Source organism: Granulicella sp. dw_53, from assembly GCF_018449545.1.
Classification (GTDB): domain Bacteria; phylum Acidobacteriota; class Terriglobia; order Terriglobales; family Acidobacteriaceae; genus Edaphobacter.
On sequence record NZ_JAAVUR010000007.1, the window covers coordinates 201,320 to 227,112 of the forward strand.

19 protein-coding genes are annotated in these 25,793 nt (G+C 61.4%); 9 read left to right on the top strand and 10 right to left on the bottom strand.

Translation table 11 applies throughout. The annotated features are described in order from the left end of the window. Positions 1 to 55 precede the first annotated feature (55 nt). From HB393_RS12790 to HB393_RS12800, 3 genes are read right to left on the bottom strand one after another with little or no spacing between them, the layout of a single operon-like run. Positions 56 to 1,534, bottom strand: a complete 1,479-nt coding sequence (locus HB393_RS12790) for an efflux transporter outer membrane subunit (protein ID WP_213805563.1) — start codon at positions 1,532 to 1,534, stop codon at positions 56 to 58. Further along, on the bottom strand, positions 1,534 to 2,757 hold the full coding sequence (locus HB393_RS12795) for an efflux RND transporter periplasmic adaptor subunit (protein WP_255551055.1): 1,224 nt from the start codon (positions 2,755 to 2,757) through the stop codon (positions 1,534 to 1,536). Before HB393_RS12795 ends, HB393_RS12790 begins: the two co-directional genes overlap by 1 nt. A gap of 17 nt (positions 2,758 to 2,774) precedes the next feature. Continuing rightward, positions 2,775 to 5,963 carry an efflux RND transporter permease subunit gene (locus HB393_RS12800; protein WP_213805565.1) on the bottom strand — a complete coding sequence of 1,063 codons (3,189 nt, stop codon included), beginning with the start codon at positions 5,961 to 5,963 and terminating at the stop codon, positions 2,775 to 2,777. A gap of 157 nt (positions 5,964 to 6,120) precedes the next feature. Here HB393_RS12800 and HB393_RS12805 point away from each other — a divergent pair, with 157 nt between their 5' ends. Next, the gene (locus tag HB393_RS12805) at positions 6,121 to 7,011 is read left to right on the top strand and encodes a LysR substrate-binding domain-containing protein (protein ID WP_213805566.1); all 891 of its coding nucleotides are present in this window, start codon (positions 6,121 to 6,123) and stop codon (positions 7,009 to 7,011) included. A 182-nt stretch (positions 7,012 to 7,193) separates the two neighbouring features. Then, positions 7,194 to 10,274 (top strand): DPP IV N-terminal domain-containing protein, encoded by a 3,081-nt coding sequence (locus HB393_RS12810; protein WP_213805567.1) that lies wholly within the window; start codon positions 7,194 to 7,196, stop codon positions 10,272 to 10,274. Positions 10,275 to 10,284: 10 nt separating this feature from the next. Here the strand turns inward: HB393_RS12810 and HB393_RS25205 are convergent, their stop codons facing one another. From HB393_RS25205 to HB393_RS12820, 3 genes are all read right to left on the bottom strand, one after another. Further along, a complete protein-coding gene (locus HB393_RS25205; RefSeq protein WP_255551056.1) occupies positions 10,285 to 10,413 on the bottom strand; it encodes a hypothetical protein in 129 nt (42 codons plus the stop codon). A gap of 65 nt (positions 10,414 to 10,478) precedes the next feature. After that, entirely contained in the window at positions 10,479 to 10,877 is a 399-nt protein-coding gene (locus HB393_RS12815; RefSeq protein ID WP_213805568.1) for a hypothetical protein, read from the bottom strand. 3 nt (positions 10,878 to 10,880) lie between these two features. Further along, positions 10,881 to 12,599, bottom strand: coding sequence for an NAD(P)/FAD-dependent oxidoreductase (locus HB393_RS12820; protein WP_213805569.1), 1,719 nt, complete (start codon positions 12,597 to 12,599; stop codon positions 10,881 to 10,883). Between the two features lie 193 nt (positions 12,600 to 12,792). On the opposite strand from HB393_RS12820, the gene HB393_RS12825 reads away from it, so the two are divergent. Continuing rightward, the gene (locus HB393_RS12825; RefSeq protein ID WP_213805570.1) at positions 12,793 to 13,863 is read left to right on the top strand and encodes an NAD(P)-dependent oxidoreductase; all 1,071 of its coding nucleotides are present in this window, start codon (positions 12,793 to 12,795) and stop codon (positions 13,861 to 13,863) included. Between the two features lie 66 nt (positions 13,864 to 13,929). Here the strand turns inward: HB393_RS12825 and clpB are convergent, their stop codons facing one another. The 3 genes from clpB to HB393_RS12840 form a co-directional block, all read right to left on the bottom strand. Next, positions 13,930 to 16,587, bottom strand: a complete 2,658-nt coding sequence (clpB, locus tag HB393_RS12830) for an ATP-dependent chaperone ClpB (RefSeq protein ID WP_213805571.1) — start codon at positions 16,585 to 16,587, stop codon at positions 13,930 to 13,932. Between the two features lie 157 nt (positions 16,588 to 16,744). Then, a complete protein-coding gene (locus HB393_RS12835; protein WP_213805572.1) occupies positions 16,745 to 17,251 on the bottom strand; it encodes an Hsp20/alpha crystallin family protein in 507 nt (168 codons plus the stop codon). A 288-nt stretch (positions 17,252 to 17,539) separates the two neighbouring features. Continuing rightward, positions 17,540 to 18,235, bottom strand: a complete 696-nt coding sequence (locus HB393_RS12840; protein WP_213805573.1) for a PEP-CTERM sorting domain-containing protein — start codon at positions 18,233 to 18,235, stop codon at positions 17,540 to 17,542. 691 nt (positions 18,236 to 18,926) lie between these two features. Between HB393_RS12840 and HB393_RS12845 the strand changes: the two genes are divergently transcribed. The 4 genes from HB393_RS12845 (at position 18,927) to HB393_RS12860 (ending at position 22,876) form a co-directional block, all read left to right on the top strand. Further along, positions 18,927 to 19,991: a 3-oxoacyl-[acyl-carrier-protein] synthase III C-terminal domain-containing protein gene (locus tag HB393_RS12845; protein WP_213805574.1), complete on the top strand. Its 1,065-nt coding sequence runs from the start codon at positions 18,927 to 18,929 to the stop codon at positions 19,989 to 19,991. Positions 19,992 to 20,011: 20 nt separating this feature from the next. Then, positions 20,012 to 21,202: an NAD(P)/FAD-dependent oxidoreductase gene (locus HB393_RS12850; RefSeq protein WP_213805575.1), complete on the top strand. Its 1,191-nt coding sequence runs from the start codon at positions 20,012 to 20,014 to the stop codon at positions 21,200 to 21,202. Between the two features lie 92 nt (positions 21,203 to 21,294). Beyond that, on the top strand, positions 21,295 to 21,582 hold the full coding sequence (locus tag HB393_RS12855; protein WP_213805576.1) for an acyl carrier protein: 288 nt from the start codon (positions 21,295 to 21,297) through the stop codon (positions 21,580 to 21,582). 40 nt (positions 21,583 to 21,622) lie between these two features. Beyond that, a complete protein-coding gene (locus HB393_RS12860; RefSeq protein WP_213805577.1) occupies positions 21,623 to 22,876 on the top strand; it encodes a beta-ketoacyl-[acyl-carrier-protein] synthase family protein in 1,254 nt (417 codons plus the stop codon). Between the two features lie 27 nt (positions 22,877 to 22,903). Here the strand turns inward: HB393_RS12860 and HB393_RS12865 are convergent, their stop codons facing one another. Further along, positions 22,904 to 23,842 (bottom strand): NAD(P)H-binding protein, encoded by a 939-nt coding sequence (locus HB393_RS12865; protein ID WP_213805578.1) that lies wholly within the window; start codon positions 23,840 to 23,842, stop codon positions 22,904 to 22,906. Positions 23,843 to 23,868: 26 nt separating this feature from the next. Between HB393_RS12865 and HB393_RS12870 the strand changes: the two genes are divergently transcribed. Both HB393_RS12870 and HB393_RS12875 read left to right on the top strand, forming a co-directional pair. Next, positions 23,869 to 24,489 (top strand): TetR/AcrR family transcriptional regulator, encoded by a 621-nt coding sequence (locus HB393_RS12870; RefSeq protein ID WP_213805579.1) that lies wholly within the window; start codon positions 23,869 to 23,871, stop codon positions 24,487 to 24,489. 148 nt (positions 24,490 to 24,637) lie between these two features. Continuing rightward, the gene (locus HB393_RS12875) at positions 24,638 to 25,786 is read left to right on the top strand and encodes an acyltransferase (protein ID WP_213805580.1); all 1,149 of its coding nucleotides are present in this window, start codon (positions 24,638 to 24,640) and stop codon (positions 25,784 to 25,786) included. Positions 25,787 to 25,793 lie beyond the last annotated feature (7 nt).

Sequence of the window (25,793 nt, forward strand, 5' to 3'; positions counted from 1 at the left end):
AGGATGGGGCACCCGGATTTGTGGCTGAGAGAGAGCGGGAGGAGGATTGTGTGGGTTAGGGGTTGGTGGGGAGTTGGGTGGTGTTCCAGCCTCCGCCGAGGGCTTTGATGAGGAGGACGCTGGCGTCCAGGCGGCGGCGCATGATTTCGATGTCGTTGCGTTCGTTTTGGAGGGCGGCGGTTTGGGAGGTTACGACTTGGAGGTAGGTGTCGACTCCGCCTTCGTAGCGGGTGTTGAAGAGGTCGAGGGACTGTTCGGCGGAGGAGGTGGCGCCGTGTTGCTGGATGGCTTCGGTCTCTAATTGGCGGAGGGAGGTGAGGTTGTCTTCGACCTGCTGGAAGGCGGTGAGGGTGGTCTGGCGGTAGCTGGCGACGTTGGAGTCGTATTGGGAGGTGGCGATGTCGGAGTTGGCGCGGCGGCGGCCGTGGTCGAAGAGGGTTTGGGAGAGGGTGGGGCCTACGGCCCAGACGCGGCTGGGCCAGCTAAACCAGTTGAGGGCGGAGGTTCCTTCGAAGCCGGCGGCGGCGGCAAGCGAGAGGGTGGGGTAGAAGGCGGCCTGGGCGATGCCGATTTGCTCGTTGGCGGCGGCCATGCGGCGCTCTTCGGAGGCGATGTCGGGGCGGCGCTCGAGGAGCTGCGAGGGGAGTGCGCCGGGGATGTTAGGGAGCGCGGGCGGCTGGATGGTGACGGGGATGGGTGGGATGGTAAGCGCGGCGGGTGGCTTGCCTACTAGGACGGCGATGGCGTGCTCAAACTGGGCGCGCTGGATGGTGACGTCGGTGGATTGGACGAGGGCAGCCTGGAGCTGGGTCTGGGCCTGGGTGAGGTCGGAGAGGGGAGAGGCTCCGCCGGTGTAGCGGTCGCTGGTGAGCTGGACGGCGCGCTGGTAGGCGACGACGGTGTCGTCGAGGAGCTTCTTCTGGGCGTCGGCGGCGCGGAGGCCGAAGTAGTCGATGGCGAGCTCGGCGTGGAGGCTGAGGCGGGCGTTCTCGAGGTCGGCGGAGGAGGCCTGGGCTTCTTCGCGGGCGGCGGTGATGGAGCGGCGGATGCGTCCCCAGAGGTCGATCTCGTAGTTGAGGTCGAGGGGGAGCTGGAAGTCTCCGGTGCCGTTGTTGGCGAGGTTGGTGTTGAAGTAGGGGCGGTTGGCGGAGAAGCGCTCCGAGGCGATGGAGGGAGCGGTGCCGATGGTGGGGGCCTGATTGGCGCGGTAGAAGCGGATCTGGGCGCGGGCGGCCTGGAAGTTGGCGTCGGCCTGCTTGAGGGTCTGGTTGGCGGAGTCGATCTCGGCTTCGAGGGAGTTGAGCTGCGGATCGCTGAAGACCTCCCACCAGGTGCCTTTGAGCTGCTGGTCGCTGGGTTGGGCGGCCTTCCAGCCGTCGGTGGCCTTGAAGGCATCGGGACCTAGCTCTTTGAATTCAGGCGCGAGGGGGGCGGCGGGACGAACGTATTGGGGGCCGACCTTGCAGCCTGCCGCGAGCACGCAGGCGCTGGCGAGGGAGGCGAGGAGGAGACGCCGGGGGGAGGAGGCGAACATCAATGTGCCCCCTTCTCGGCGAGGAGGTTGGGGTGGACGGCGGTGCCGGTGGTGAGCGAGTCGGCGGGGTCGAGGATGATCTGATCGTGCGCGTCGATGCCGGAGGTGATCTCGACGGTGCTGCCGTAGTCGTGGCCGATGGTGACGGGGCGGAGCTCGACCTTGTTGTTGGAGTGGACGACGCCTACGCGAAGACCCTCGGAGCGGAAGAGGAGGGTGTTGGAGGGGATGGTGACGACGTGCGAGCCGGCGGGGAGCTTGAAGTGGACGAAGACGTAGGAGCCGGGGAGGAGGTTGGCGCCCATGTTGTCGACGTCAACCTCGACGTTGAGAGTGCGGGTGGTGGTGTTAATGGCGTTGGAGTTGCGAACGATCTTGCCGGTGATGACCTGGCTGGGGTTGGAGTCCTGGGAGAGGGTGGCGGTGTCGCCGTCGTGGATCTGGCTGGAGTAGATCTCGGGTACGGCGGCGAAGACGCGCAGCTTGCCGGAGGTGGAGAGGTGGAAGAGCTCTCGGGGATTGGAGGTGCCGGCGTCGATGAGGTCGCCGATGTCGGTGTTGCGGGCGGTGATGATGCCGTCGAAGGGCGCGACGATGCGCTCGTAGCTTTGGAGCTGCTCGAGGCGGCGGACGTTGGCGCGGCTGGCGTCGACGGCGGCCTGGGAGGCGATGAAGTTGCTCTTGTTCTGATCGGCCTCCTGCTGGGAGACGGCGTGCTTGGCGAGGAGCGCGTCCCAGCGTTCGCTGGTGACGCCGGCGAGGTTGGAGTTGGCCTGGATGCGCTCGAGCTCGGCACGGGACTGCTGGAGCTGCTGATCGACCTCGGGGGTCTCGATGGTGGCGAGGAGCTGGCCCTGGCGGACGTGCGCTCCGATGTCGAAGTACCACTTCTTGAGGTAGCCGTTGGTGCGGGCATAGATGGGGGTCTCGATGAAGGCCTGGACGTTGCCGGGGAGGATGATGTCCTGCGCGACGGAGCCACCGGAGGGGTAGGTGGTGTTTACGGTGGGGATGGCAGCGGCCTCGGTGGAGGCTTTGACGCTGTCTTCGTGCTGGGCGCGGCTGTGGATGCCGTAGGCGACGGCGAGCGCGAAGAGCAGGACGAGGACGATTCCGGGGACGAGGAAGGAGCTGCGGTTCGACGGCACTGGCGTGGGGGCGGCGGGGGTGGTCTCCCGTTGCTGCTGATCTGGCGGCAGTGTTTGGTGTTCGACGTTTTCCATAAGATTGGCTCCGAGCATCAGGCGTGTTGCGCTTCGAGAAGTTTGCGGTCGCGGGCGGCGGCGCGCGAGCGGGTTCCGTGGATGAGAGCGAAGACGCTGGGCACGAAGACGAGGGTTGCGATGGTGGCGCAGAGGAGGCCACCGATCACTGCACGTCCAAGTGGGGCGTTCTGCTCGCCTCCGTCGCCGGCTCCGAGGGCCATGGGCACCATGCCGATGATCATCGCGAGGGCGGTCATGATGACGGGACGGAAGCGGGTGGAACCTGCTTCGAGGGCGGCGCGGATTGCGTCGCTGTGTTCTTCAAGCTGCGTCTTGGCGAAGGATACTACGAGAATACTGTTCGCAGTGGCGACGCCCATGCACATGATGGCTCCCATGAGCGCTGGAACGCTGAGGGTGGTGTGGGTGAGGAAGAGGAAGACGACGATGCCGGCGAGCGCGGCGGGCAGCGCGGTGATGATGATGAAGGGGTCGACCCAGCTCTGGAAGTTGACGACGATGAGCAGGTAGACGAGGACGATGGAGAAGACGAGTCCGCCGAGCAGGCCGATGTAAGAGGAGCGCATGGTGACGACCTGTCCCTTGAGGCTTACGAAGGTGCCACGGGGTAGGTTCTTTGCGTCGTTGTTGAGGATGCGCTGGATCTCGCGGCTGACGGCGCCGAGGTCGCGATCCTGCACGTTGCCGTAGATGTCGACGACGCGGCGGATGTTGTAGTGATTGACGACACCGAACTCCTTGCCGCGGGTGACGGTGGCGAGGTCGCCGAGGATCTCCGGGGTGGTGGGTGCGATGGCACCGGGTGCGGTGGAGGTGTTCTTGTTGATGGGGATGTTCTGGAGGTCCTGCATGGAGCCCATCTTGTACTGCGGGGTCTGGGCGACCATGTTGTAGTTGACGTTGTTCTTCATGTTGAGGAAGAACATGGGCGTGACCTGGAAGGAGCCGCTGAGGGTGTTGAGGACGCTGGTGGCGATGTCGCGGGTGGTGTAGCCGCCCTGGAGCGCCTTGGTGCGGTCGAGCTCAAGCTGGAGGGTGGGGTTGTCGAAGGGCTGCTGGATGCGGAGATCGACGAGGCCGGGGACGTGGCGGAGCTGGGCGAGCATTCTGTCTGCCTGCGCCTTGCTGAGGACGACGTCGTTGCCTTCGACCTGGATGTCGATGGGAGCGGGGACGCCGAAGTTCAGGATCTGGGTGGTGATGTCGGCGGGCAAGAGGTAGAAGGTGGCGGTGGGGAAGAGGCGGGGAAGATTTTTGCGCAGGGTGCGGACGTAGTTGGCGGTGGGATGATGGTCTTCCTTGAGGCTGACCATGATGTCGGTATCGTTGGCTCCGAGGGTGCCGTTGGTGAGGTGCTGGGTGTTCAGGGTGCTGTAGGGGATGCCGGTGTTGTCGAGGATGTTGTCGATCTCTTTGGCGGGGATGACTTCGCGGATCTGCTCTTCGACGAGATCGGCGAGGCGGGCCTGCTCTTCGATGCGGAGGCCGGAGACTCCGCGGACGTGGAGGATGAACTGGCCGCTGTCGGTGTCGGGGAAGAAGTCCTGTCCGAGGAAGGGGATCAGGATGAACATGAAGAGGCAGATGCCGACGAAGACGGGCACGAAGATCTTGCGGGAGGCGACGAGGCGCACCAGCAGGCTGGAGTAGCCGCTGCGGAGTTTTTCGAAGAGGCGCTCGAAGCCGCGCTGGAAGCGGGAGAAGAAGCCGGTGGAGGTGTGGTCCTTGTGGCGGAGGAGGTACATCGCCAAGGTGGGGACGAGGGTTCTGGAGAGGATGTAGGAGGCCAGCATGGCGAAGACGACGGCTTCGGCCAAGGGGACGAAGAGGTATCGGGCGACGCCGCCGAGGAAGAACATCGGCAGGAAGACGATGCAGATGCAGAGCGTGGAGACGAGGGCGGGAACGGAGATCTGGGCCGCGCCTTCGAGGATGGCTTCGCGGAGAGGGTGGCCTTCTTCGAGGAAGCGCTCGATGTTCTCGATGGTGACGGTGGCGTCGTCGACGAGGATGCCGACGGCGAGGGCGAGGCCGCCGAGGGTCATGGTGTTGATGGTCTCGCCGAGCATGCCGAGGACCATGACGGAGGTCAGGATCGAGAGCGGGATGGAGATGGCGATGATGATGGTCGAACGCCAACTGCCCAGGAAGAGCAGGATCATGATGGCCGTAAGGGTCGCGGCGATGGCACCCTCACGGATGACGCCGGAGACGGCGGAGCGGACGAAGACGGACTGGTCGCCGAGCGGAGTCACCTTGAGCTCGGCGGGGAGAGTACTGGCGACGCGGGGAAGCAGGGCGCGAATGCCGCTGACGACATCCAGCGTGGAGGAGTTTCCGTTCTTCAGGACACTGACCAGAACGCCGCGGCGTCCGTCCTGGCGGACTACGTTGGTCTGGACCTGGAAGCCGTCGCTGACGCTGGCGACGTCGCGGAGGTAGATGGTGGTGCCGTTGACCTGGCGGATGGGAATGTTGGCGAGTCCTTCGACGGTGCTGGGGGTGCTGTTGGTGCGGACGTCGTACTCGGACTGGCCGATCTTGATGGTGCCGGAGGGCATGACGACGTTTTGCTGGGCGACGGCGTTGAGGAGGTCTCCGGGAGCTACGCCCTTGGACTGCATGGCGGCCTGATCCATGGCGATGGTGATCTGGCGCTGCTTGCCGCCGTAGGGGAGGGGGACGACGGAGCCGTTGACGGTGACGAGCTGGGGGCGGATGAAGTTCTGCGCGTAGTCGTTGAGCTGCTGCTCGGAGAAGCCTTTGCCGGAGATGCCGAGCTGGAGGATGGGTACGCTGGAGGCGGAGAAGTTGATGATCTGCGGAGGCAGGATGCCGGGAGGAAGTTGGCGGAGCTCGTACTGCGAGGCGGCGGTGACCTGGGCGTTGGCGGTCTCGAGGCTGGCGCCGGGCTGCAGGAAGACCTTGATGACGACGGTGCCGTTGTAGGTGGTGGACTCGATGTGCTGGATGTTATCGACGAGGGTGGTGAGGGCCTTTTCGTAGGGCGTGGTAAGGCGGCCTTCGAGCTCTTCAGGGTTCAAGCCGGTGTAGGTGAAGCCGACCGAGACGACGGGGATGTTGATGTTGGGGAAGATGTCGGTAGGCGTGCGAACGATCATGACCGGAGCCGCGATGAGAATGAGCAGCGCGAGGACGATGAAGGTATAGGGCCTGTTGAGCGCGACTTTTACGATCCACATACGAGCTCGATCCCCCTTTGGAGTCCGAAAAAGCCTTGAAAGTCTGAAAATGGCGAAACGACGCCCATACTTGATTTTGATTCATATTGTGAACATTGTCTCGTCGTGTTGCGTAGTTATTTCCGTCGTTTGGCATCGGAAAAACCGATAGGATCAGATGATGGAGCTCCGGCACTTTCGATATTTCAGCGCTGTCGCCGAGCAGGGAAGCTTCAGCAAAGCGGCGAAGCTGCTGTATATCTCGCAGTCCGCGATCAGTGAACAGGTGGGGGATCTTGAGCGGGAGATAGGGGTTACCCTGTTCAACCGCGATGGCCGAAGCATCGCCCTGACGCCTGCCGGAGAGGTCTTTCTGGAAGAGGCGCGGGAGGTGCTGGGTGCAGCGAAGCGCGCGGTGGAGATGGCGCAAGGAGCGCAGCGGGGCGAGATCGGCACGCTGCGGATCGGATTTTTTGCCGGCAGTATCGGCCTTAACTTTACGAAGATCGTGCGGCGATTCCGGCGGCAGCATCCTGGGGTGCGGCTTTCACTGGTGGAGATGAGTCCTTCGCAACAGTGGCAGGCGCTGGTGGAAGGACGGATCGATGTGGGGTTTACGCGGCGGTTGGAGCCGCAGTACCGGGATGAGTTGGCGTGGGAGACGATCCGGCAGGATGAGATCGTTGCGGTGCTGCCGAAGGACCATCCGCTGGTTCCGGGGCCGGTGAATGTGCGCGACCTTGCGAAGGAGCGGTTTGTGCTGTCGTCGCGGGAGACCTCGCCGGCGGTCTTCGATAAGGTGATCGAGCTGTGTTCGGAGGCGGGATTTTCGCCGAAGATCGCGAGCATCTCGACGGTGTGGTCGAGTGTGGTGCTGATGGTGCAGGCGGGGGAGGGCATCTCGATGCTGCCGCTGAATTATCAGCAGTCGAGGGCCAGCGATCTGGCGTTTTGTCCGCTGACGGCGAAGAACGCCGCGGTCGATCTGATCATCGCTTGGTCTCCGAAGCGGGATAGCGCGATCCTGAAGAGCTTTCGGCTGCTGGTGGAGACGACGGGGCGGTCGTGAGCTTGATGCGGCGAGGCGGTGAATGTTATTCGACGTTGCACTCGCTTCCAGGTAGTGGGGAGTAGGCTCTCGCTCTCTTTGCTGTTTCGCGTTCTAAGGATGTCGTAAGCTAAACGCTCAAATTGAAACATGGAAGGCGCAGTGCTGCTGCAATGTACTGTGCTTCGCGATGAGGACACTTCATGCACTCTGCATCATTTCGGTTGAACTTTTGCGCTGCCACTTTTATTGCGCTTATTGCATTCCTGCCCGCTGTGGCGCAGACCAAGGCTGCTCCTGCTCCGGCAAAGACGAAGATCATTACGGTTTCAGAGGGAACGGATATGGCGATTACTCTGTCGCCGGATGGCAAGACGCTGGTGATGGATCTGCAAGGGCTGCTGTATTCGTTGCCGGTGAGCGGAGGGAAGGCCAAGCAGTTGACGGGGCCGCTGGTGGAGGCGTCGCATCCGGAGTACTCGCCGGATGGAAGCCAGGTGGTGTTGCAGTCGTACCAAGGGGGCACGTTTCATATCTGGTTGATGAAGCCGGATGGGACCGGGCTGCGGCAGTTGACCAAGGGACATGGGGATGACCGGGAGCCGCGGTTTTCGCCGGATGGAAGGACGATTGCATTTGCGTCGGACCGCGCTTTCAAGGGCTCGTATGACGTTTGGATGGTGGACGCCGCGAGCGGCGAGTTGAAGCAGATTACTTCGGGTGAGGCGGATGAGTTCGAGCCAGCGTGGTCGCCGGATGGGAGGTCGCTGGCCTTTGTGAATGGGATCTTTACGGGGGCGACGGGTGCGAGCGCTGTGCAGGGCAAGACGATCGAGTCGATCGATCTGGCGAGCGGTGCGAGGAAGGTGTTGGCCTCGACGGGCAAACTTGCAGCGCGGTTTGAGTCGCCGTCGTGGTCGAAGGATGGCAAGCTGGCCTATGTGCAGTTGTTTGGGGTGGGGAACTATGTGGATTCGGCGAAGCTGATGGTGGATGGGAAGGTGGTGTCGGGGGAGAACGACGATACGTTTCCGTTTCCGGCGGTGTGGAGTTCGCCGACGACGCTGTTCTATACGGCGAATGGGAAGATCCTGAAGGCGGATCTGGAGGCGAAGACGGAGGTGGCGATTCCGTTCTCGGCGGAGATCAAGTCGATTCGGCCGGTGTATCCGATGAAGAACTTCGGGTTCGATGCTACGGCGGCGAAGCAGGTGAAGGGCATCTTCGTACCGGCGCTCTCGCCGGATGGGAAGAAGATTGCGTTTGTGGCGTTGAACCAGCTTTATCTGCTGGAGGTGGGGAAGAGCCTGCCGAAGGCTTTGACGCATGACAGCTTCTACAAGCAGGGAACGTCCTGGTCTCCGGATGGCAGGTGGCTGGCGTATGTGTCGGACAAGGGTGGGATCGAGAATATCTATCTGCTGGATCCGAAGACGGGAGAGGAGAGGCAGCCTGCTCCGTCGAAGAGCGCGCAGATCTTTCCGGCCTGGTCTCCGGATGGAAAGACGATGGCGTTCCAGGATCAGACAGGTGCCACGTTGTTGTTGGATGTGGCGACGGGAGAGAGTTCGCCTCTGGCTCCTGCGACGTTCTTTCCCGGGCGGCCTGCGTTTTCGAGCAACGGCAGGACGGTGGCGATCGCTACGGTCAAGCCGTATTCGCACCGGTTTCGCGAGGGGACGAGCTCGATCCTGGCGTTCGATGTGGAGAGCAAGAGGGCGGAGTGGTACGAGCCTGCGCCGTTCGAGTCCATCTCGACGCGGACTGAGGATGGGCCGGTCTACTCGCCGGATGGAAAGGAGATGGTCTTCGTGATGGACGACCTGCTGTATGCCATGCCGGTGGATACGGATGGGCGACCGGCGGGTAAGGCGGAGGCGTTGAATAACGAGATTACGGATGCTCCGACGTATAGCGGGACGAAGATTTTGTATCTGTCGAGTGGGCGGCTGCGGCTGTTGGATCGGGAGACGAAGGTGATCACTCCGGTTGCGCTGACTCTGACTTACAAGCCGGAGCAGCCTACGGACAAGATCCTGATTCATGCGGCGCGGTACTGGAAGGGCTCGGGGCCGGACGAGTTGAAGGATGTCGATGTGCTGGTGGATGGGCACCGGATCGCTTCGGTAGGGCCGCATGCGAGCGCGGTTCCGGCGGGGTACAAGGTGGTGGAGGCTCCGCATTCGACGGTGCTGCCGGGGCTTTGGGAGAATCATGCTCATCCCAATTCAGATCTATCGATCTACTTTGGGGATCGGCTGGGACGTCTGTGGATGGCGTATGGCATCACGACGCTGCGGGATATGGCGGACCAGGCTTATCGTGCGGCGGAGGAGCGGGAGGCGTTTGTCTCCGGTGCCGCGGTGGGGCCGAGGCTGTTCGCTACGGGTGAGGCGATCGATGGCGAGCGCACGTACTATCCGATGATGATTCCGACGACCAGCGAGGCGCAGTTGCAGCGGGAGTTTGCAAGGCTGCATGGGTTGGACTTCGACTTCATGAAGCTGTATGTTCGGCTGCCCTATAGCTGGATTGTGAAGGGCGTCGACTATGCGCATAACCAGATGGGCGTGCAGACGGCGGGGCACTATCTGCTGCCTGCGGTGGCGTTGGGGAACGATGGCATGAGCCACGTCTCGGCGACGGCGCGGACGGGGTATGCGTACTCGCGCACGCTGACGGGTGCGAGCTACGGGGATGTGCGGACGCTGATGGCGGAGTCGGGGATGTGGACGACTAGCACGCTGTTGAATCCGGCGTTGAACGTGGATGCGCCGACGATGGCGGACGATCCGCGCTATGGTGTGGCGCCGCCCTGGGAGCAGGCTCGGCTGATTGCGGCGCGCGATACGGCGGTGAAGTCGGGCGATGTCGCCAAGGCTTCGACGGTGGAGCGGACCATGCGCGAGGAGGCTACGGTGAAGGGTGTGCTGGAGCGCAAGGGGATGTTTATTGGTGGAACGGACTCTCCGCTGGATCTGCCTTCGACTTCGCTGCACCTGAATCTGCGGTCGCAGGTGCGGTATGGGTTGGCTCCGTGGCAGGCGCTGGAGACGGTCACGAGCACGGCGGCGTTGGCGGCGGGTGTATCTAAAGATTTGGGGACGCTAGAGGCGGGGAAGCTGGCCGACCTGATCCTGGTGGATGGAGATCCGCTGGCCAACATCGACGATGTCACCAAGGTGCAGTGCGTGATGAAGAACGGGAAGCTGATGTCGGTCGCGGAGATCATGAAGCCGTTTGTGGCGAGCTCGATTGGTGCGGAGATCTGTCCGGCGAAGTAGCTGCTTGGCGCTATGAATCGTCGCGCTCCGGCTCCCAGTCGGGGCCGGCGTCACTCTCGAGGCGGTCGTCGCGGTCCTTTTGGCGCTCCCATTCGCGCCGCTTCTCTTGTTCTTCGCGCTCTTCTCTTCCGTCGCTCATACGTCCTCCGCAGCTCGTGGATGGCTGCTCAATGTCTCTACCGCAATGTCTCTACCGCAATGTCTCTATCGCAATGAGACGCGCATCGCCGCACCGTCTCCGTCGTGGAAGGCGACGAACGAGTTGGTCATCTCTACTTCGGCTGGCATGTATTCCTTGCTGAGAGGTACTGTCTGCGCGAAGTTTGTCTCGGTCAGGCAGGCCATCGCTTGCAAGCACTGAAGATGCAGCGGGGTGCCCGGAGCGATCGGCACACCGTCCTTGGCCTGTACGAGGAAGCGCCGGTTGTGCTCCAGATCTTCCACCAGAATGTCGTTGAAGTAATTCAGGTAGACGCGGTACTGCGTCTGCAGCGTTCCGTTGCGCTCGACCTTGGCGATGGGGTCGCGCAGGAACAGCCGCTGACGGAAGATCACGAGTATGACTACGATCAGGATCAAGCCCACAACGATTATCTTTCTCACGTTCTACTTCTTCTCCTCGTGATACTCCTGCTCTGTATTGATATCCCAGAGGAGGGACTTCTCCACATGACCAGCCACGATACCATCTACGACGGTCATCGCGGTAAGCATACTGTGATCCTGGTTGTTGTATTTGTGCATCCCGTTTCGTCCCACCAGAAAGAGGTTTTCGAAGCTATCGGTAAATTGCCGCAGCTCCTCGAAGCGGTCGTAGGTTCCGAAGTAGGCCGGGTAGGTCTTCGGCACGCGCACGACGTGTCCGTCGGAGACGTCCTCGGCGTTCAGGATGCCGATCTTTGCCACCTCGGCGATTGCGAAGCGCTTCAGGTCGTCGTCCTGCATCTTCCAAAGGTCGTCGGTCTCATAGCAGAAGTACTCGAGTCCGATCCAGACCTTCGACGGGTCTTCCACGAGGTAGGGGCTCCAGTTATTGAATATTTGTAACCGTCCGAGGAGCACATCCGGCTCCTGCACGTAGATCCATGTATCTTTTAGGAGACCACCGTCGGCCTCCTGCACCTTCAGGCGGTCTGCAAGCAGGCCTACTGTGATGAAGTCGCGATACTGCAGTCCTTCGCTTACCTCGCGAACGTTCGGCGGGACAGGCGCGTCGATCGCCCGTATTAGCTCGCGCATTGGCATGGTGGAGAAGAAGTAGTCCCCCTCGAAGGTCTGCCGCTCGCCCGCTGCATTCGAGGCTTCAATCGATACAACCCGCAGGCCGTCGCAGTGAATGGCGTCCACCTTCCAACCCATGTGGATCTCACCGCCACCCTCGCAGACCAGTCCGGCCACATGCTCCCAGAGCTGCCCGGGTCCGAACTTCGGATACATGAAACGCTCAATGAGGCTGGTGTCTGTGCCCTTCTGCGATACATCCTTGGTGGCGCCGAGCTTCGGCTTGCGGGCGAAGGTCTTCTTGACGAAGTGCTTCACGGCGGTCGTAAGGCTTAGGCCCTTGATGCGCTGTGCGCCCCACTCCGCGGAGATCTCGTCGCATGGGGTTCCCCATACCTTTTCTGTGTAGCTCTTGAAGAAGGTCAGGTAGAGCTGGCGTCCGAAGCGGTTAATCAGGAAGTCTTCCAGACTCTTTTCGGGCGTGATCTGGCTCACGCGCGACTTCAGATAGCTGGTTCCTACCTGGATGGTCCGCACCACGCCGAGGTTCCCAAGCGTGGTTGCCGTCAGAGTGATTGGGTAGTCGAAGAACTTGCGAAGGTAGTAGATGCGGCTCTTGCGAGGGCGGATCAGCATGACCAGATCGGGGTCCACGGGCTCGGCGACGACGATCGTCTCGGTGTGGCCGTGCTCTTCGGGATGGACCTCTCCTTCGACGTCGATTTCATCGGTATCGGTCTGGATGACGATGGGTCCGATGCCACGCAACACTGGTTCCTGCTCGAGACGTGCCGGGACCGCGACCACGCGCTTCTTCCCTTGATAGCTGATCTCGGCGACGTGAGTCTCTTCGTCCGGCGCAACGTCGGGGGGTATCAGGTCCATCCACCACTGCATGACCCGGTCGCTCTTGGAGAAGAAGCGGTGTCCGCCGATGTCCATGCGATTGCCCTTGTAGCGGATGGTCCGCGAGATGCCACCGATCTCGTCGCTCGCCTCCAGCACAATCGGCTTTACGTCCGTTCGTCGAAGCAGCTCCAACGCCGCGGTTAAGCCCGCTGGTCCGGCACCAATAATGACCGCAATTTGCTTCCCTTTATGCATTCACTGCTTTCCTGACCTGCACTTGAGGTTTGTCTGAACCTTCATATTGATAGACGCGTCTTTGATGTGGGCCGAGTACGCTCTGGCGAAGATTGCACTTCTCTTGGCGCTCCGCGCATCCTTCTCTGACGCGCTTCGTCTTCTAAAGTACTGTTCTTCGTTCGACGAAGGCAGCTTGTATCATACTGGTTAGATGGCGCATTATCTTGTGACAGGCGGGTCAGGGTTCTTTGGAGGGGTGCTGAAGCGCAGGCTCCTCCGCGAGGGCCATACCGTCGTCAATATCGATCTCGAGTACGACGAGGACAGCGTTCCGGGCCTTACCAGCGTTCGGGGTGACATCCGTGACGCGACTCTCCTTCAAGAGATCTTCTCGTCGAATCGGTTTGATGCCGTCTTCCACGCCGCCGCGCAACTGGCCCACGGTATGAAGATGGACGAGCGCCTGCTCTGGACCTCGAACGTCGATGGGACACGTCTTCTGGCCGAAGCTGCCCGCAGCGCCGGTGTCCGACCCTTTGTCTTTCTCTCTTCGAACTGCCTCTGGGCCTCGAACCTCGGCCATCCGGTCACCGAAGAGCACGATCTTCCTGCGCCGATTGAGATCTACGGAAGGTCCAAGCTTGCAGGCGAGCAACTGCTTCAGGAATTTACCTCGGACCTGGACGTCGTCACGATCCGCTGCCCGACCATCATGGACTCCGGCCGCCTTGGATTGCTTGCTATCCTCTACGAGTTCATCGACGATGGCAAGACCGTGTGGGTGGTGGGCGACGGCTCCAATCAGTACCAGTTCATCTACGCTGAAGACCTTGCTACGGCGTGTATTCTCGCTGCGGGCTATGGCCGCTCGGACCTGTTTCATATCGGCTCGGATAACGTCCAGAGCATGAGGTCTGTGTACGAGTCGGTGATTCGTGCCAGCCAGGAGGCGGCCGGTTCCCGGAAGAGTAGAAGGCCTGCACGCGTTCGGTCTCTCCCCAAGGCTCCTACGCTTGCGGCCATGCAGCTTGCCTACAAGCTTCGTGTCTCTCCGCTTGGGCCGTATCACTACAAGATGATCGCCGAGAGCTTTCTCTTCGACACCACGCACATCAAGGAGAGACTGGGCTGGCGGCCCACCCTTACCAACGAAGAGATGCTGCTGTTGGCCTATCAGTACTACTCCAAGAACCGCGCGGAGATCGCCAGCCGCACGGATGTCTCGGCGCATCGTAAGTCCGCTTCCATGGGTGTGATTCGGCTGTTGAAATGGTTGTCGTGAGACGGGGTTAGGCAAAGAAAATGCGGAGCCGAACGGGTGTCCGGCTCCGCGTTGCTTGTTGGCAGCTTATTCCACTCGCTCGGCGACGGCGAAGGTAAGCTCCCCATTTTTCCCGGCATCGACTACGACGTGATCGCCATGCAGGACGCTGCCGTCGAGGATCTTCACCGCCAGCTTGTCCTGCACCATGCGCTGGATCGCCCGCTTCAGCGGTCGCGCTCCATAGGCACGGTCGTAGCCAGCCTTGAAGATCGCGGTTCGTGCCTTGTCCGCCAGCTCCAGCGTGATCTTGCGATCTGCCAGAAGTGCTTGCAGGTCCTTCAAGCGCAGATCCACGATGTGCGTCAGTTGTGCCTCATCCAGCGGATGGAAGACGACGATGTCATCGACGCGGTTCAGGAACTCGGGCCGGAACTGCTGCCGCAACGAGTCCATCACACGGCTCTTCGCGTCCTCAAAGCCCTCTTCGCCAGAGGCCCACGCTGTGGTCAACGCGGCTGCTCCTACGTTCGAGGTCATGATCAGCACGGTGTTCTTGAAGTCGACCGTTCTGCCCTTCGAGTCCGTCAGGCGGCCATCGTCAAGCACCTGCAGCAGTACGTTGAAGACATCCGGATGGGCCTTCTCGATCTCGTCGAACAAGACCACTGAGTAAGGCCGCCGCCGAACAGCTTCGGTCAACTGTCCACCTTCGTCGTAGCCAACGTATCCCGGAGGCGCGCCGATCAATCTGGACACGGCGTGCTTCTCCATGTACTCGCTCATGTCGATCCGGACCATGGCCTGCTCATCATCGAAGAGGAACTCGGCCAATGCCCGCGCCGTCTCGGTCTTGCCCACGCCCGTCGGACCAAGGAAGATGAAGCTGCCGATGGGCCGCTTGGGGTCGGACAGTCCTGCCCGCGAGCGGCGAATCGCATTCGCGACCGCGGAGAGTGCCTCGTCCTGGCCGACGACCCGCTCGCGCAGACGCTCCTCCATTTGCACCAGCTTCTGCATCTCGCCTTCCAGCATCTTCGAGACGGGAATTCCGGTCCACTTCGAGACGATCGCCGCGATGTCCTCCTCGTCGACCTCCTCCTTCAGCATGCGCGAAGGCTTCGCACCTGTTCCCAGTCCGGAGGCCTCGTTCGCATCCGCTGCCACGGCGGCGTCCTGGACTGCGGTCAGTTCGCGGAGCTCCGCCTCCAGTTTCGGAATCTCGCCGTACTGCAGCTCGGCTGCGCGTTGCAGGTTTCCCTTGCGGGTCTCTTCCAGTGCCTGGAACCGCAGCCCTTCCAGTGTCTCCTTCAGCTCCGCAATGCGGCCGATTGCGCCGCGCTCCGTCTGCCAGCGAGCGCGTAGTCCGGCGGCCTTCTCCTGCACCTCGGCAAGCTCGCGCTCCACGATCTCCAACCGTTCCTTCGAGCCGGGATCGGTCTCACGCTTCAACGCTGCCCGCTCGATCTCGAGCGAGGTTGCGCGGCGCTCCAAGTCGTCGATCTCAACGGGTACAGATCCGATCTGGATTGCCAGGGCTGCAGCGGCCTCGTCTACGAGGTCGATCGCCTTATCCGGCAGGAAGCGGTCCGAGATGTAGCGGTGCGAGAGCGTGGCCGCGGCTACGATGGCCGAGTCCTTGATCCGTACCTTGTGGTGGCCCTCGTACTTTTCTTTTAGCCCGCGCAGAATCGCAACGGTATCCTCCACGTTGGGCTCGCCGACGTAGACGATCTGGAAGCGGCGCTCCAGCGCCGTATCCTTCTCGATGTACTTGCGGTACTCGTTCAGCGTGGTTGCGCCGATGGCCCGCAAACCACCTCGCGCCAGCGCCGGCTTCAGCATGTTGCTGGCGTCCATCGAACCTTCGGCGGCGCCTGCGCCCACCAAGGTATGTAACTCATCGATGAACAAGATGATCTCGCCGTTCGAGTCCTCGATCTCCTTGAGGACGGCCTTCAGGCGTTCTTCGAACTCGCCGCGAAACTTCGCCCCGGCCACCATCGCCGCGAGGTCCAGCGCACATACTCGCTTGTTTCGCAGGATCTCGGGCACATCGCCCATGAAGATGCGCCGTGCCAGGCCTTCCACGATGGCGGTCTTTCCGACGCCGGGCTCACCGATCAACACTGGGTTGTTCTTCGTCCTCCGAGCCAGCACCTGCACCACGCGGCGAATCTCCTCGTCGCGTCCGATGACCGGATCCAGCTTGCCGCGCCGTGCGAGCTCCGTTAGGTCCTTCGCGTACTTCTCCAACGCCTGGAACTTGCCCTCAGGATTTTGATCCGTGACGCGCTGCGATCCACGGACGGCGCTCAGTGCCTTCAGGATCGCGTCATGCGTCGCCCCGAAGGACTGCAAGGCCATCTGTACCGGCTCGTTCTTTGCTTCGGACAAGGCGAGCAGCAGATGCTCGGTCGAGACGTACTCATCCTTGAAGTTCTCCGCCTCTTTGAAGCCGCGCTCCAACACCTTCTGCAACGCCTGCGACAGTCCCGGTTGCGCCGCCGCGCCCTGCACCTTGGGCAGCTTCGAGATCGCGGTATTCACCCCGCTCAACAACTGCTCCACCGGCACACCTACCTTCTCCAGCACCGGCAGGACGACCCCCTCGCGGTCCTCCAGCAGGGCTGCCATCAGATGCTGCGGCAACACCTCCGGATTTCCGTTCTCCGCGGCATGTCCTTGTGCCGCTTGTACTGCCTCCTGCGACTTCACCGTCAAGCGTTCCCACTTGATTGCCATAGATAAATCCCCTCTTCTTTAAAACTTTACTGCTCCGCCCGGCCTCAGAACGTCAAAATAAAAGTGGGGGACCAGCGCCTATGCGTTGACCCCCCACGTAGTTAGCAACTTGTGTCAGCCGTCAGGTCACAGAAAATCGGCTGCTGTAAATCTTCCGTTACGCGGCTGAACCTTCCACCTGTTTCGGAGCGGCCGAGCTTCCAACCTCGATCTTGACCTGCTTCGGCTGAGCTTCGGCCTTCTTCTTCAACGAGATAGTCAACACGCCCGCATCGTAGGAGGCGGTGATGCTCTCGGGGTCGACCGTCTGAGGCAGGCCAAAGCTGCGAACAAAGCTTCCGAAGCGGCGTTCGATACGGTGGAAGTTCTCTGCCTTCTCCTCCGTCTCGAAGCGGCGCTCACCCTTGATGGTGAACCGCTGGTTCTCCAAGCGAATATCCAGGTCTTCCAGCTTCACACCCGGAACCTCCAGCTTCAGCGAGAGGTGCTGAGCGTCCTCATAGACGTCCACCGGAGGAACAAATCCGGCCTCCGCAGCGGCACTTTGGCTTTCGTTGATTCCTGGATGGGCGATCTCATTGAAGATCGAGTTCAGCCGGTTCTGCAGCGCCGCCACATCTTCAAAGGGGGTACGCAACGGGATAAATCGAGTCATCGTCGTCATAACACTCTCCTTTATAAACATTTTTGAGTTCCGGGAGGCTTCCTGCTTCCCGGTACATGTATAGGACGCAGCCATAAATAAAAAGTTGCATAAAATATGATTGTAAGTCACTCACATTACTTTTACGAGGACCGGGTCTTCGGCATGACGTTTGATGTCTGAATTAAATGTCTTTAAAAGAAAAAGAAAGGCCGCCAGGGTCTCTGGCGGCCTTTCTCTAGTGCTCTTTAGCTTCTGGTTCTTTGCGTCAGGCAGCTCCCGGCAACCTGACGCGAAGAGCGAGAGTGCTTACGAGCGCATCCGGCGGAACAATGCACCGGCAGAGCCCATGAGGCCCGTGCCGAGCATCAGCAAGGTGCTGGGTTCCGGAACGCTGGTCAAGGTGGCGCTGAAGTCTACGCCGGAAGGATCGCCAACGCCGCCGGCCGGTCCGAGACCAGCCTGCTGAACAACAAACGTCAGGGTGTTGGTGCCGCTCAACAAGGTCGTTGCGAGGGCTACCGTTTCGGTATAGAGGCAGGTAGGAGCGTTATCGGCGCAGGTGCTGTTGCCGCCGAGAGCGCCGAAGGGGATGATGACCACGCCGTTGAGCAGGACTTCGGTGGTGTCATCGGCCAAGAGCGTGAAGATGCCGTTGTAGTAACCATCTGCCGTGAACGTGGTGTTGAAGGTGTAGAAACCAAAGTCCGGGTTTACCGTTCCAGTCGGGCCTGCGGTAGGAGCGATACCGACCCAGGTCGAGTTCGTGATCGCCGGAGACCAGACGGTTCCAGGATTGAGAGCGTAGCTGGTACCGGTTCCCGAAGAGGGGGCGGTGGATACTGGCTGATAACCGGCATAGTTCATTGCCGTGTTTGCGTTGCCCTGGTTGGAAGCTCCAGTTGCGTAGCTTCCAAGTTGGATCTGGATGGGATCAGCAGATGCGAATGTAGCCGAGGCCACGAGTACCGCTGCCAAGGCAGAGAGTTTTAAAAGATTCTTCATTTGTTCCTCCGTAAAATTCCGCTTGCAGCGGGGTGTTGCGGTGCCCGGTGGGTCTATTTCTTTTCTTTGTCTTAATTTCAAAACTTGTGAGATACCCAGGTCAGTGTGCCAATCTGTACTAACTTAGAGGTCCCATGTCTTCGATTCCTTATGTAGCAACTCTATGGCCAATGCAGAAATCATCGATTATCAACAACTTGAACCCAGTGGCCTGGCCTAAGTGGAAAATATTTGCGCAGCCAATGGCAAATCCTTAGGGCCCCGGGGACTCAGAGTGGAATAGAAAAGGAACTCCACCAATAAACCTCCAGTAGCCCGCTGGCAAGACTCTTACCTGCCGTTCGGGAGGGTGAAGAGTTTTTACTCATGTAGGCTCGAGACTGCTTAGTGCATCTCTCGTTCCAAATTATTTTTCTTTTAAATGAGTTACTTGCCGGAACGTAGTGGTCAATAAAGGCAAGAAAATGCATAGGAAGAAGGCAAGTGAGATTCCCTCAGCGATGGCTTTTCCATCCCCGGAAATACGTCCGGGCGTTTAGATATTGTTAGGTATCCCCAATTTCTTGAAGATTGCGTACTCTGAAAGACAGACCGCTAACCCTTAGGCAGGTCTGAAGTCCCATCTTCAGACTTTGTCGAAACGTCAACGTGCGACTGCAATCCTGTAACTGTAACTAAAGGCTATCCAAGAATGCGCATCTCCTCCGTCGGAACGGCCTACCCCCCGCACCGCTACTCTCAGCTCGAGATCACCCAGGCGCTACTTAAGCGCTGGGAGGGAAAGCTCGACGAACCCCGGCTTCTCTCTCGACTTCACGCCAACTGCGGGGTCGAGTTCCGCAACCTCGCATTTTCCCTGGATGTCTATCCGAAGCTGGTCGGCTTCGGCCAGACCAACTCCGCCTGGATCAAGGCCGCCGTCGAACTCGGCGAGCTCTCCGCCAACCGTGCCCTGGAAAAGGCCGGCATTACCGCAGCGGATATTTCGGCGATCTTCTTTACTTCCATCAGCGGCATCGCCAGCCCTACCATCGACGCGCGGCTCATCAACCGCATGCCCTTTCCGGTCAACGTTAAGCGCACGCCCATCTTCGGGTTAGGCTGCGTCGCCGGAGCCGCTGGAGTGGCCCGCGCCGCCGATTACGTCCGTGCCTTCCCCAAGGAGATCGTGCTGCTCCTCTCCGTCGAGCTCTGCTCCCTGAACTGGCAGGATAACGATCAATCCATCGCGAACCTGATCTCCATTGGCCTCTTCGCCGACGGAGCCGCGGCGGTCGTCATCGCCGGCGCCGAGAGCAAGCTCGCCGATCCCACTAAGCCCAGTCCCAAGATCCTTGCCACCCGTTCCACTTTCTATCGCGACACCGAGCACATCATGGGCTGGGATATCTGCGACACGGGATTCAAGATCGTGCTCTCCCCCGACGTCCCCAAGATCGTCCTCGACCACTTCCCCGGCGACGTGCAAGGCTTCCTCTCCGACCAGAACCTCACCCAGGACGACATCAGCAGCTATATCTTCCACTCGGGCGGGCCCAAGGTCCTGGAGGCGATGGAGACCTCCCTCAACCTTCCCGCCGATGCCCTCGCTCCCTCCTGGAAGTCTCTCCGCGAGGTGGGCAATCTCTCCGCCGCCTCGGTTCTGGCTGTTCTTGAGGACTTCCTTACCATCCACCCCGGAACGCCCGGGACCTACAGCATTCTTGCCGCCATGGGGCCTGCTTTCTGCTCCGAACTCGTTCTCTTGCAGTGGTAGTAGATCTGGCAGTCCGTTGAATGTACTCGCAAGCCTCACAATCCGTTCGAAGTAGCACCGGCACTGACGATCCGGACGTCTTTATCGCAGGCGGCGGCCCCGCGGGTCTCGCCTGCGCTATCGCCGCCGCCCAGCGCGGGCTTACTGTCGAAGTCGCCGACGGCATGGTTCCGCCAATCGACAAGGCCTGCGGCGAGGGCCTGATGCCCGACACTCTGGTCGCCCTCACCCGGCTAGGCCTCGATCTTCGCCCGACCGAAAGCGCCATCTTTCGTGGGATACGCTTCCTCACCACCGACCGCTCCGGCAGACATCTCAGTACCGAGGCCACCTTCCCCCAGGGCGAGGGCCGGGGCATCCGCCGCATCCTTCTTCATCAGCTCCTTCTCGACCGCGCCACTGCCCTCGGAGTCCGCTTAAGCTGGCAGACGGTCGTTCAAGGCATTGAGAGCGGGCAGGGAAGCGCCCGCTCCGTCGTTCGCACCAACCGACATACCGTCCGGCCCCGGTTCATCATCGGCGCAGACGGACACCAGTCGCTGGTCCGTGCCTGGGCCGGACTGGAGCGCTCCACCATCCGCGCCCGCCGCATCGGCCTCCGGCAGCACTTCTCCATCGATCCCACCAGCGTGCAGCGCGATTTCGTCGAGGTCCACTGGAGCGACTACGGTCAGGCCTACGTTACGCCCGTCTCCCCCACGGAGATCTGCATCGCCTTCGTCGCCGACCACAAGTTCCCCAGTATCGAAGAGGCCCTCAGCCACTTCCCCGTCCTTCAACAGAGTCTCCAGGCGGCTGTTCCCAGCGGCTCGCCGCGAGGTTCTATTACGCTCAGCCGCAAGCTCCACCGCGTCACCGATGGCAATATCGCTCTCATCGGAGATGCTTCGGGCTCCGTCGACGCGGTCACGGGCGAGGGGCTGGGCCTCTGCTTCCGCCAGGCGCTCGCGCTCGGGGATGCGCTCGAGGCCGGCGACCTCGCGCTCTATCAGCGGGATCACCGGGCTCTCCAACGCCTGCCTCACTTCATGGCTCGTACGCTGCTGCTTCTGGACCACTCGCCCCGGCTGCGCAATCGAACTCTCAGAGCCTTCCAGCGCCGTCCTCCGCTCTTTCAGCAACACCTTGGTGTTCATGTAGGGGACGCACCCGTCCGTATCTTCGGATCAAAAGGACTGCTTGCCACCCTAACCTTCGTCCTCGCCGGCTGAACTCCCGCCGACGGGCCACGCTTTACAGAGCGTCGTCCTCCCTGTAAGTTGACCTCACACGACAAAGCCCTCAACATAAAGGGTAGGGAACCATGGATATCATCGACGACGACGTAGCCCGGCGCTGCATCGACATCATCGCCAAATCGAAAAACATTCCGCTCGAGTCCATCTCCTTGGAGAGCACCTTCGACTCTCTCAATATCGACTCCCTCGATAAGATCAACATCTCTTTTGAGGTGGAGGAAGCCTTCGACATCGAGATTCCGGACGACGCTCTCGGCTCTCTCAAGACCGTTGGCGATGTCGTCTCCGGAGTTCGCGCCATCCTCGCGAAGACCCGGCCGGCGGCCTCCAGCACCGCTGCCGCCATCGAATAGAGATGGCAACGGCCAAACTCACAGCGGGAGAGACCTCTAAGTGCATCGCGTCGTAGTCACCGGCCTCGGCTGCGTCACCCCCATCGGCTCCACCATAGAGGACGTCTACTCCTCGCTCTTGTCCGGCACGACCGGCATCGGACCCTTCGATTCCTTACCCTTCCTCCCGGACGGCGTCGCCCCCTTCGGCCTTCGCTTCACCCAGATGGCGCAGGTACGAGACTTCAACCCCCAGGCTCATCTCCCCTCCGGCACTATCGCGGGCTCTGACCGTACCTCGCAGTTCGCCCTGGTCGCCGCACGCCAGGCCGCGCAGCACAGCCAATTCAACCAGCACTACGCCCCCCACCGCATGGCCGCCGTCTTCGGATGCTCCACCGGCGGCCGCATCTCGGAGGAGGCGGAGACGGCCAAGCTCTACACCCGCAACGCCCGCCCCCATCCCCTCACCGTCATCCGCACGATGGCCAACGCCGGCGCCAGTCACGTCTCTATCGACCTCGGAATCACCGGGCCAGTCCTTACCCTCTCCACTGCCTGCTCCTCCGGCACGCACGCCATCGGACTCGCCTTCCAGATGGTTCGTTCCGGCATGGCCGACGCCGCCATCGCCGGAGGCCACGAGGCTCCGTTGTCGTACGGCTTCCTCCGCGCCTGGGACAGCATGCGCGTCGTCTCCGCCACGCAGTGCCGCCCCTTCTCCGCGGATCGAGATGGCATGACCCTCGGAGAAGGCGCAGCCATGTTTACCCTGGAGACGCTGGCCTCCGCGCAGGCCCGCAACGCCCCCATCTACGCGGAGATCGTCGGCTTCGGCATGTCCGCCGACGCGACCCACATCACTAATCCCGCCTCCTCGGGAGCCGCCTCCGCCATGCGCGCTGCTCTCATGGACGCCGCCAGTGCACCGGGCGCACCCTCCTTCGAGTCACTTCTCGAACAGGTGGGCTACATCAACGCCCACGGCACCGGAACCCAGGCCAACGACTCCACCGAAGCCGCTGCGATCCACGATCTCTTCGGCCCCCGCGCCTCTACCATCCCTATCAGCTCCACCAAGAGCCTCCACGGCCACTCCATCGGAGCCACCGGAGCGATCGAAGCCCTCATCACCCTCCTCGCTCTCTACCACGGCAAACTCCCCGCCACCGCCGGTACCCTCGTCGTCGACCCCACGCTGAACCTCGACGTCATCACCAGAGCCCCACGCGAAGCGACCCCGCAACTCGCCCTCTCCAACTCCCTCGCCTTTGGCGGCTTGAACGCCGTCCTGGCGCTCCGCCCTTATGCCTAGGGCGCATCGAAACTGAATCCCTCTCGATTAGCTACGAATTGCAGGCTTTAATACTTCCTCGGACCATTGGCGGAAGCTGGTCGGGGTAGTGGACTGCGGAGTGCGCGGCTCAGTGTTGTCGAGGCCTTCGTTCTTGGCCACCATCATGTCGAGCATGCCCTGCGCCATCGCCTCGGACATCCCGAACCCGGTCATTCTGGCCTTGAACGCTTCGCCGGGGATCTGCTGGAAGCGCACCGTCTTCCCTAGCACCTCGGAGAGGATCTGCGCCATGTCGTTGTAGGAGAGGTCCTCGGGGCCGAGTACCGCGATGCTCTCCTGTCCGCTCCAGGAGGGATCCAGCAGCAGCTTGGCGGCGACGGCGGCGATATCGCGGCTCGCGCAGGTCGGAGCCTTGAGGTCCCCGGCGATCGGCGAGAAGAACATGCCCTGGCTCTTGATCGCCTCGACCTGGCCGAGGAGGTTGTCCATGAAGGAGGGCATCGTCAGCGCACGGTAGCTCACGCCTGTGCTCGCGATCAAGTCGTCCATCGCCAGCGATCCTGACACCAGCCCGGTGTTCCTGGGCCATCCGCGGCCCAGGGCCGAGACTCCGACGACACGCTTGACTCCCTGGCTCTGGAACGCATCGCACGCAGGCCGGGTGAAGTCCACGTAGGCGGCCTCGACGCTGGCAGATTGGAAGTCCGGGGGCAGCACCCAGAAGACAGCATCGGCGCCCTGGAACGCCCGGTTGACGACGTCGATGTCGCCCTGCGATCCCTGCACGACCTCAACACGCTCGCGTGTCTGCGAGGGAAGACGGGAGGGATCGCGCACGATCACGCGGATGGATTCTCCGCTGTTGAGGAGGTTCTCAAGGACCTGGTGGCCGATAGTGCCTGTGGGGGTGGTGACGACGATCATGATGTCTCCTAGTTGCTGGACTACTAAGTAAACTCTACCGTACCGTTTACATATCGTCAACCCAATCCGGTAAGCGACAATAGGCTATGGCAAGAAGAGGTGACAAGCTTCGAGAACATATCCTCTGGATCGCCAAGGACGTGTTTCTGGAGATAGGTTTCGAGCGGACGTCGATGGATGTCGTCGCGAGCCGCGCAGAGACCTCGAAGCGATCCTTGTACGCTCACTTCGAGAGCAAAGAGAAGCTGTTCCTCGCGGTCATCGAGCTAGTGCGCGGTCTCTTCCTCAACAGGCTGAGGCTGCCGGGCGACTACTCCGAGAAGCCTGCGGACGCTCTGGTGATCTTCTGCGGCCGGTACCTTGAGGTTCTGCTCTACGAGGCGTCGATCCAGATGTGCCGCATCAGTATGGCCGAGAGCGCAAGATTTCCCGAGCAGGCCGCGCAGTACTTCGATGTGTTATTCACGCAGGTCCACGCGCGGTTGAGCGCCTACCTGAAGACGACGTTTGGGCTCTCGGCCCGCGGCAGTGCCGAGGCGGCACATAAGCTTCTCGGCCAGGTATTTTATCCGCGCTTCACGCGAGCCCTCTTCGGCATGGACCCGTTAGTGGAGAGATTCGACCCTGAGACCCTGTCGCCCGACTTCGATCTAAGGCCGATTCGCAAAGCGGTCGCCGACCTGATCGAGTCCCTGCAAGAAGATTGAGGATGCGAAACGGATCCGGGAAGATCGCCTAACTCGCCACCAGACTACTCCCGCCGGAAATCCACAATTAAATAAATGCGATCGATCATCCTGTGTGTGCCGCGATGAAGTAGTCTGAGCTTGCTCTGCACTCCGCGAAACCCCACACATGAAACTCATCGCCGCACCTGCCCGGCTCTTCGGCCTCGATACCCTTCGTGTGCTCGCCGTCCTCGTCGTCATGCTCTATCACCTGACGATCTTCGGGGAGCTGCCGATGCGCCTCCTCCCCGTCACTTACTTCGGCTGGATGGGCGTCGATCTCTTCTTCGTCCTCAGCGGATTCCTCATCGGGCAGCAGGCGCTCAAGCCCTACCTGACTGGGCAGCGGCTCTCCATCGCGGAGTTCTACCGCCGGCGTGCCTACCGCATCCTGCCCGCATATCTTGCAGTGCTTGCGCTCTACTTTCTAGCGCCCGGTTGGCGAGAGGCTCCACGGCTCGCGCCACTCTGGAAGTTTCTGACCTTCACCATGAACTTCGGCATCAACTTCGACAGGCGCGCCTTCTCCCACGCCTGGTCGCTCTGCGTGGAAGAACACTTCTACCTCCTGCTGCCGCTGCTCGTCATACTGTTGATGCGTCGTCCCTCGGCACGCAAGACCGTAGCGGTGATCGCCTCAGTCGTCCTCTCCGGCATCGCTCTCCGCGCCTTTCTCATCACGCGCTATCCTGACGATGTCTGGCGCGACATCTACTTCCCCAGCTATACGCGTCTCGACGGCCTCGTTACCGGGATCTCCCTCGCCATCGTTCGCACCTTCCGGCCGGGGTGGTGGCATACGCTCATGCAGCGGGGCCACACACTGTTTCTTAGCGGCACTGTCTGCGTCGGCTGCGTCCTCTGGATGTTTCGCAAGCAAGACCTGGGCGGCAGCACTGGCTCCGCGATGTGGGGCGTCATCCTCGGTCTCCCACTGCTTGCAATCGGCCTCGGACTCCTCACTGCTTCCAGCGTCAGTAAGAACGGCCTGCTCGCCCGCGTAAGGGTTCCCGGCGCAGAGACACTGGCTACCCTCGCCTTCAGCCTCTACCTCACCCATAAGGCCGTCGGGCACATCGTGCTGCAGCGCTTTCCGCAGATCACAGGACCGCACGGTCCTGCATCGTGGCTGCTCTACGCCGTCGCATGTCTCTCAGCGGCGTTGTTGTTGCACGTTGTCGTGGAGCGTCCCTTCCTTCGTCTGCGTGACCGCGTTGCGAGACACAAATCGATCTCTGCTCTCGAAGACGAGATGCGTAAGGAGCCCGCTCTGTAACTGCTCG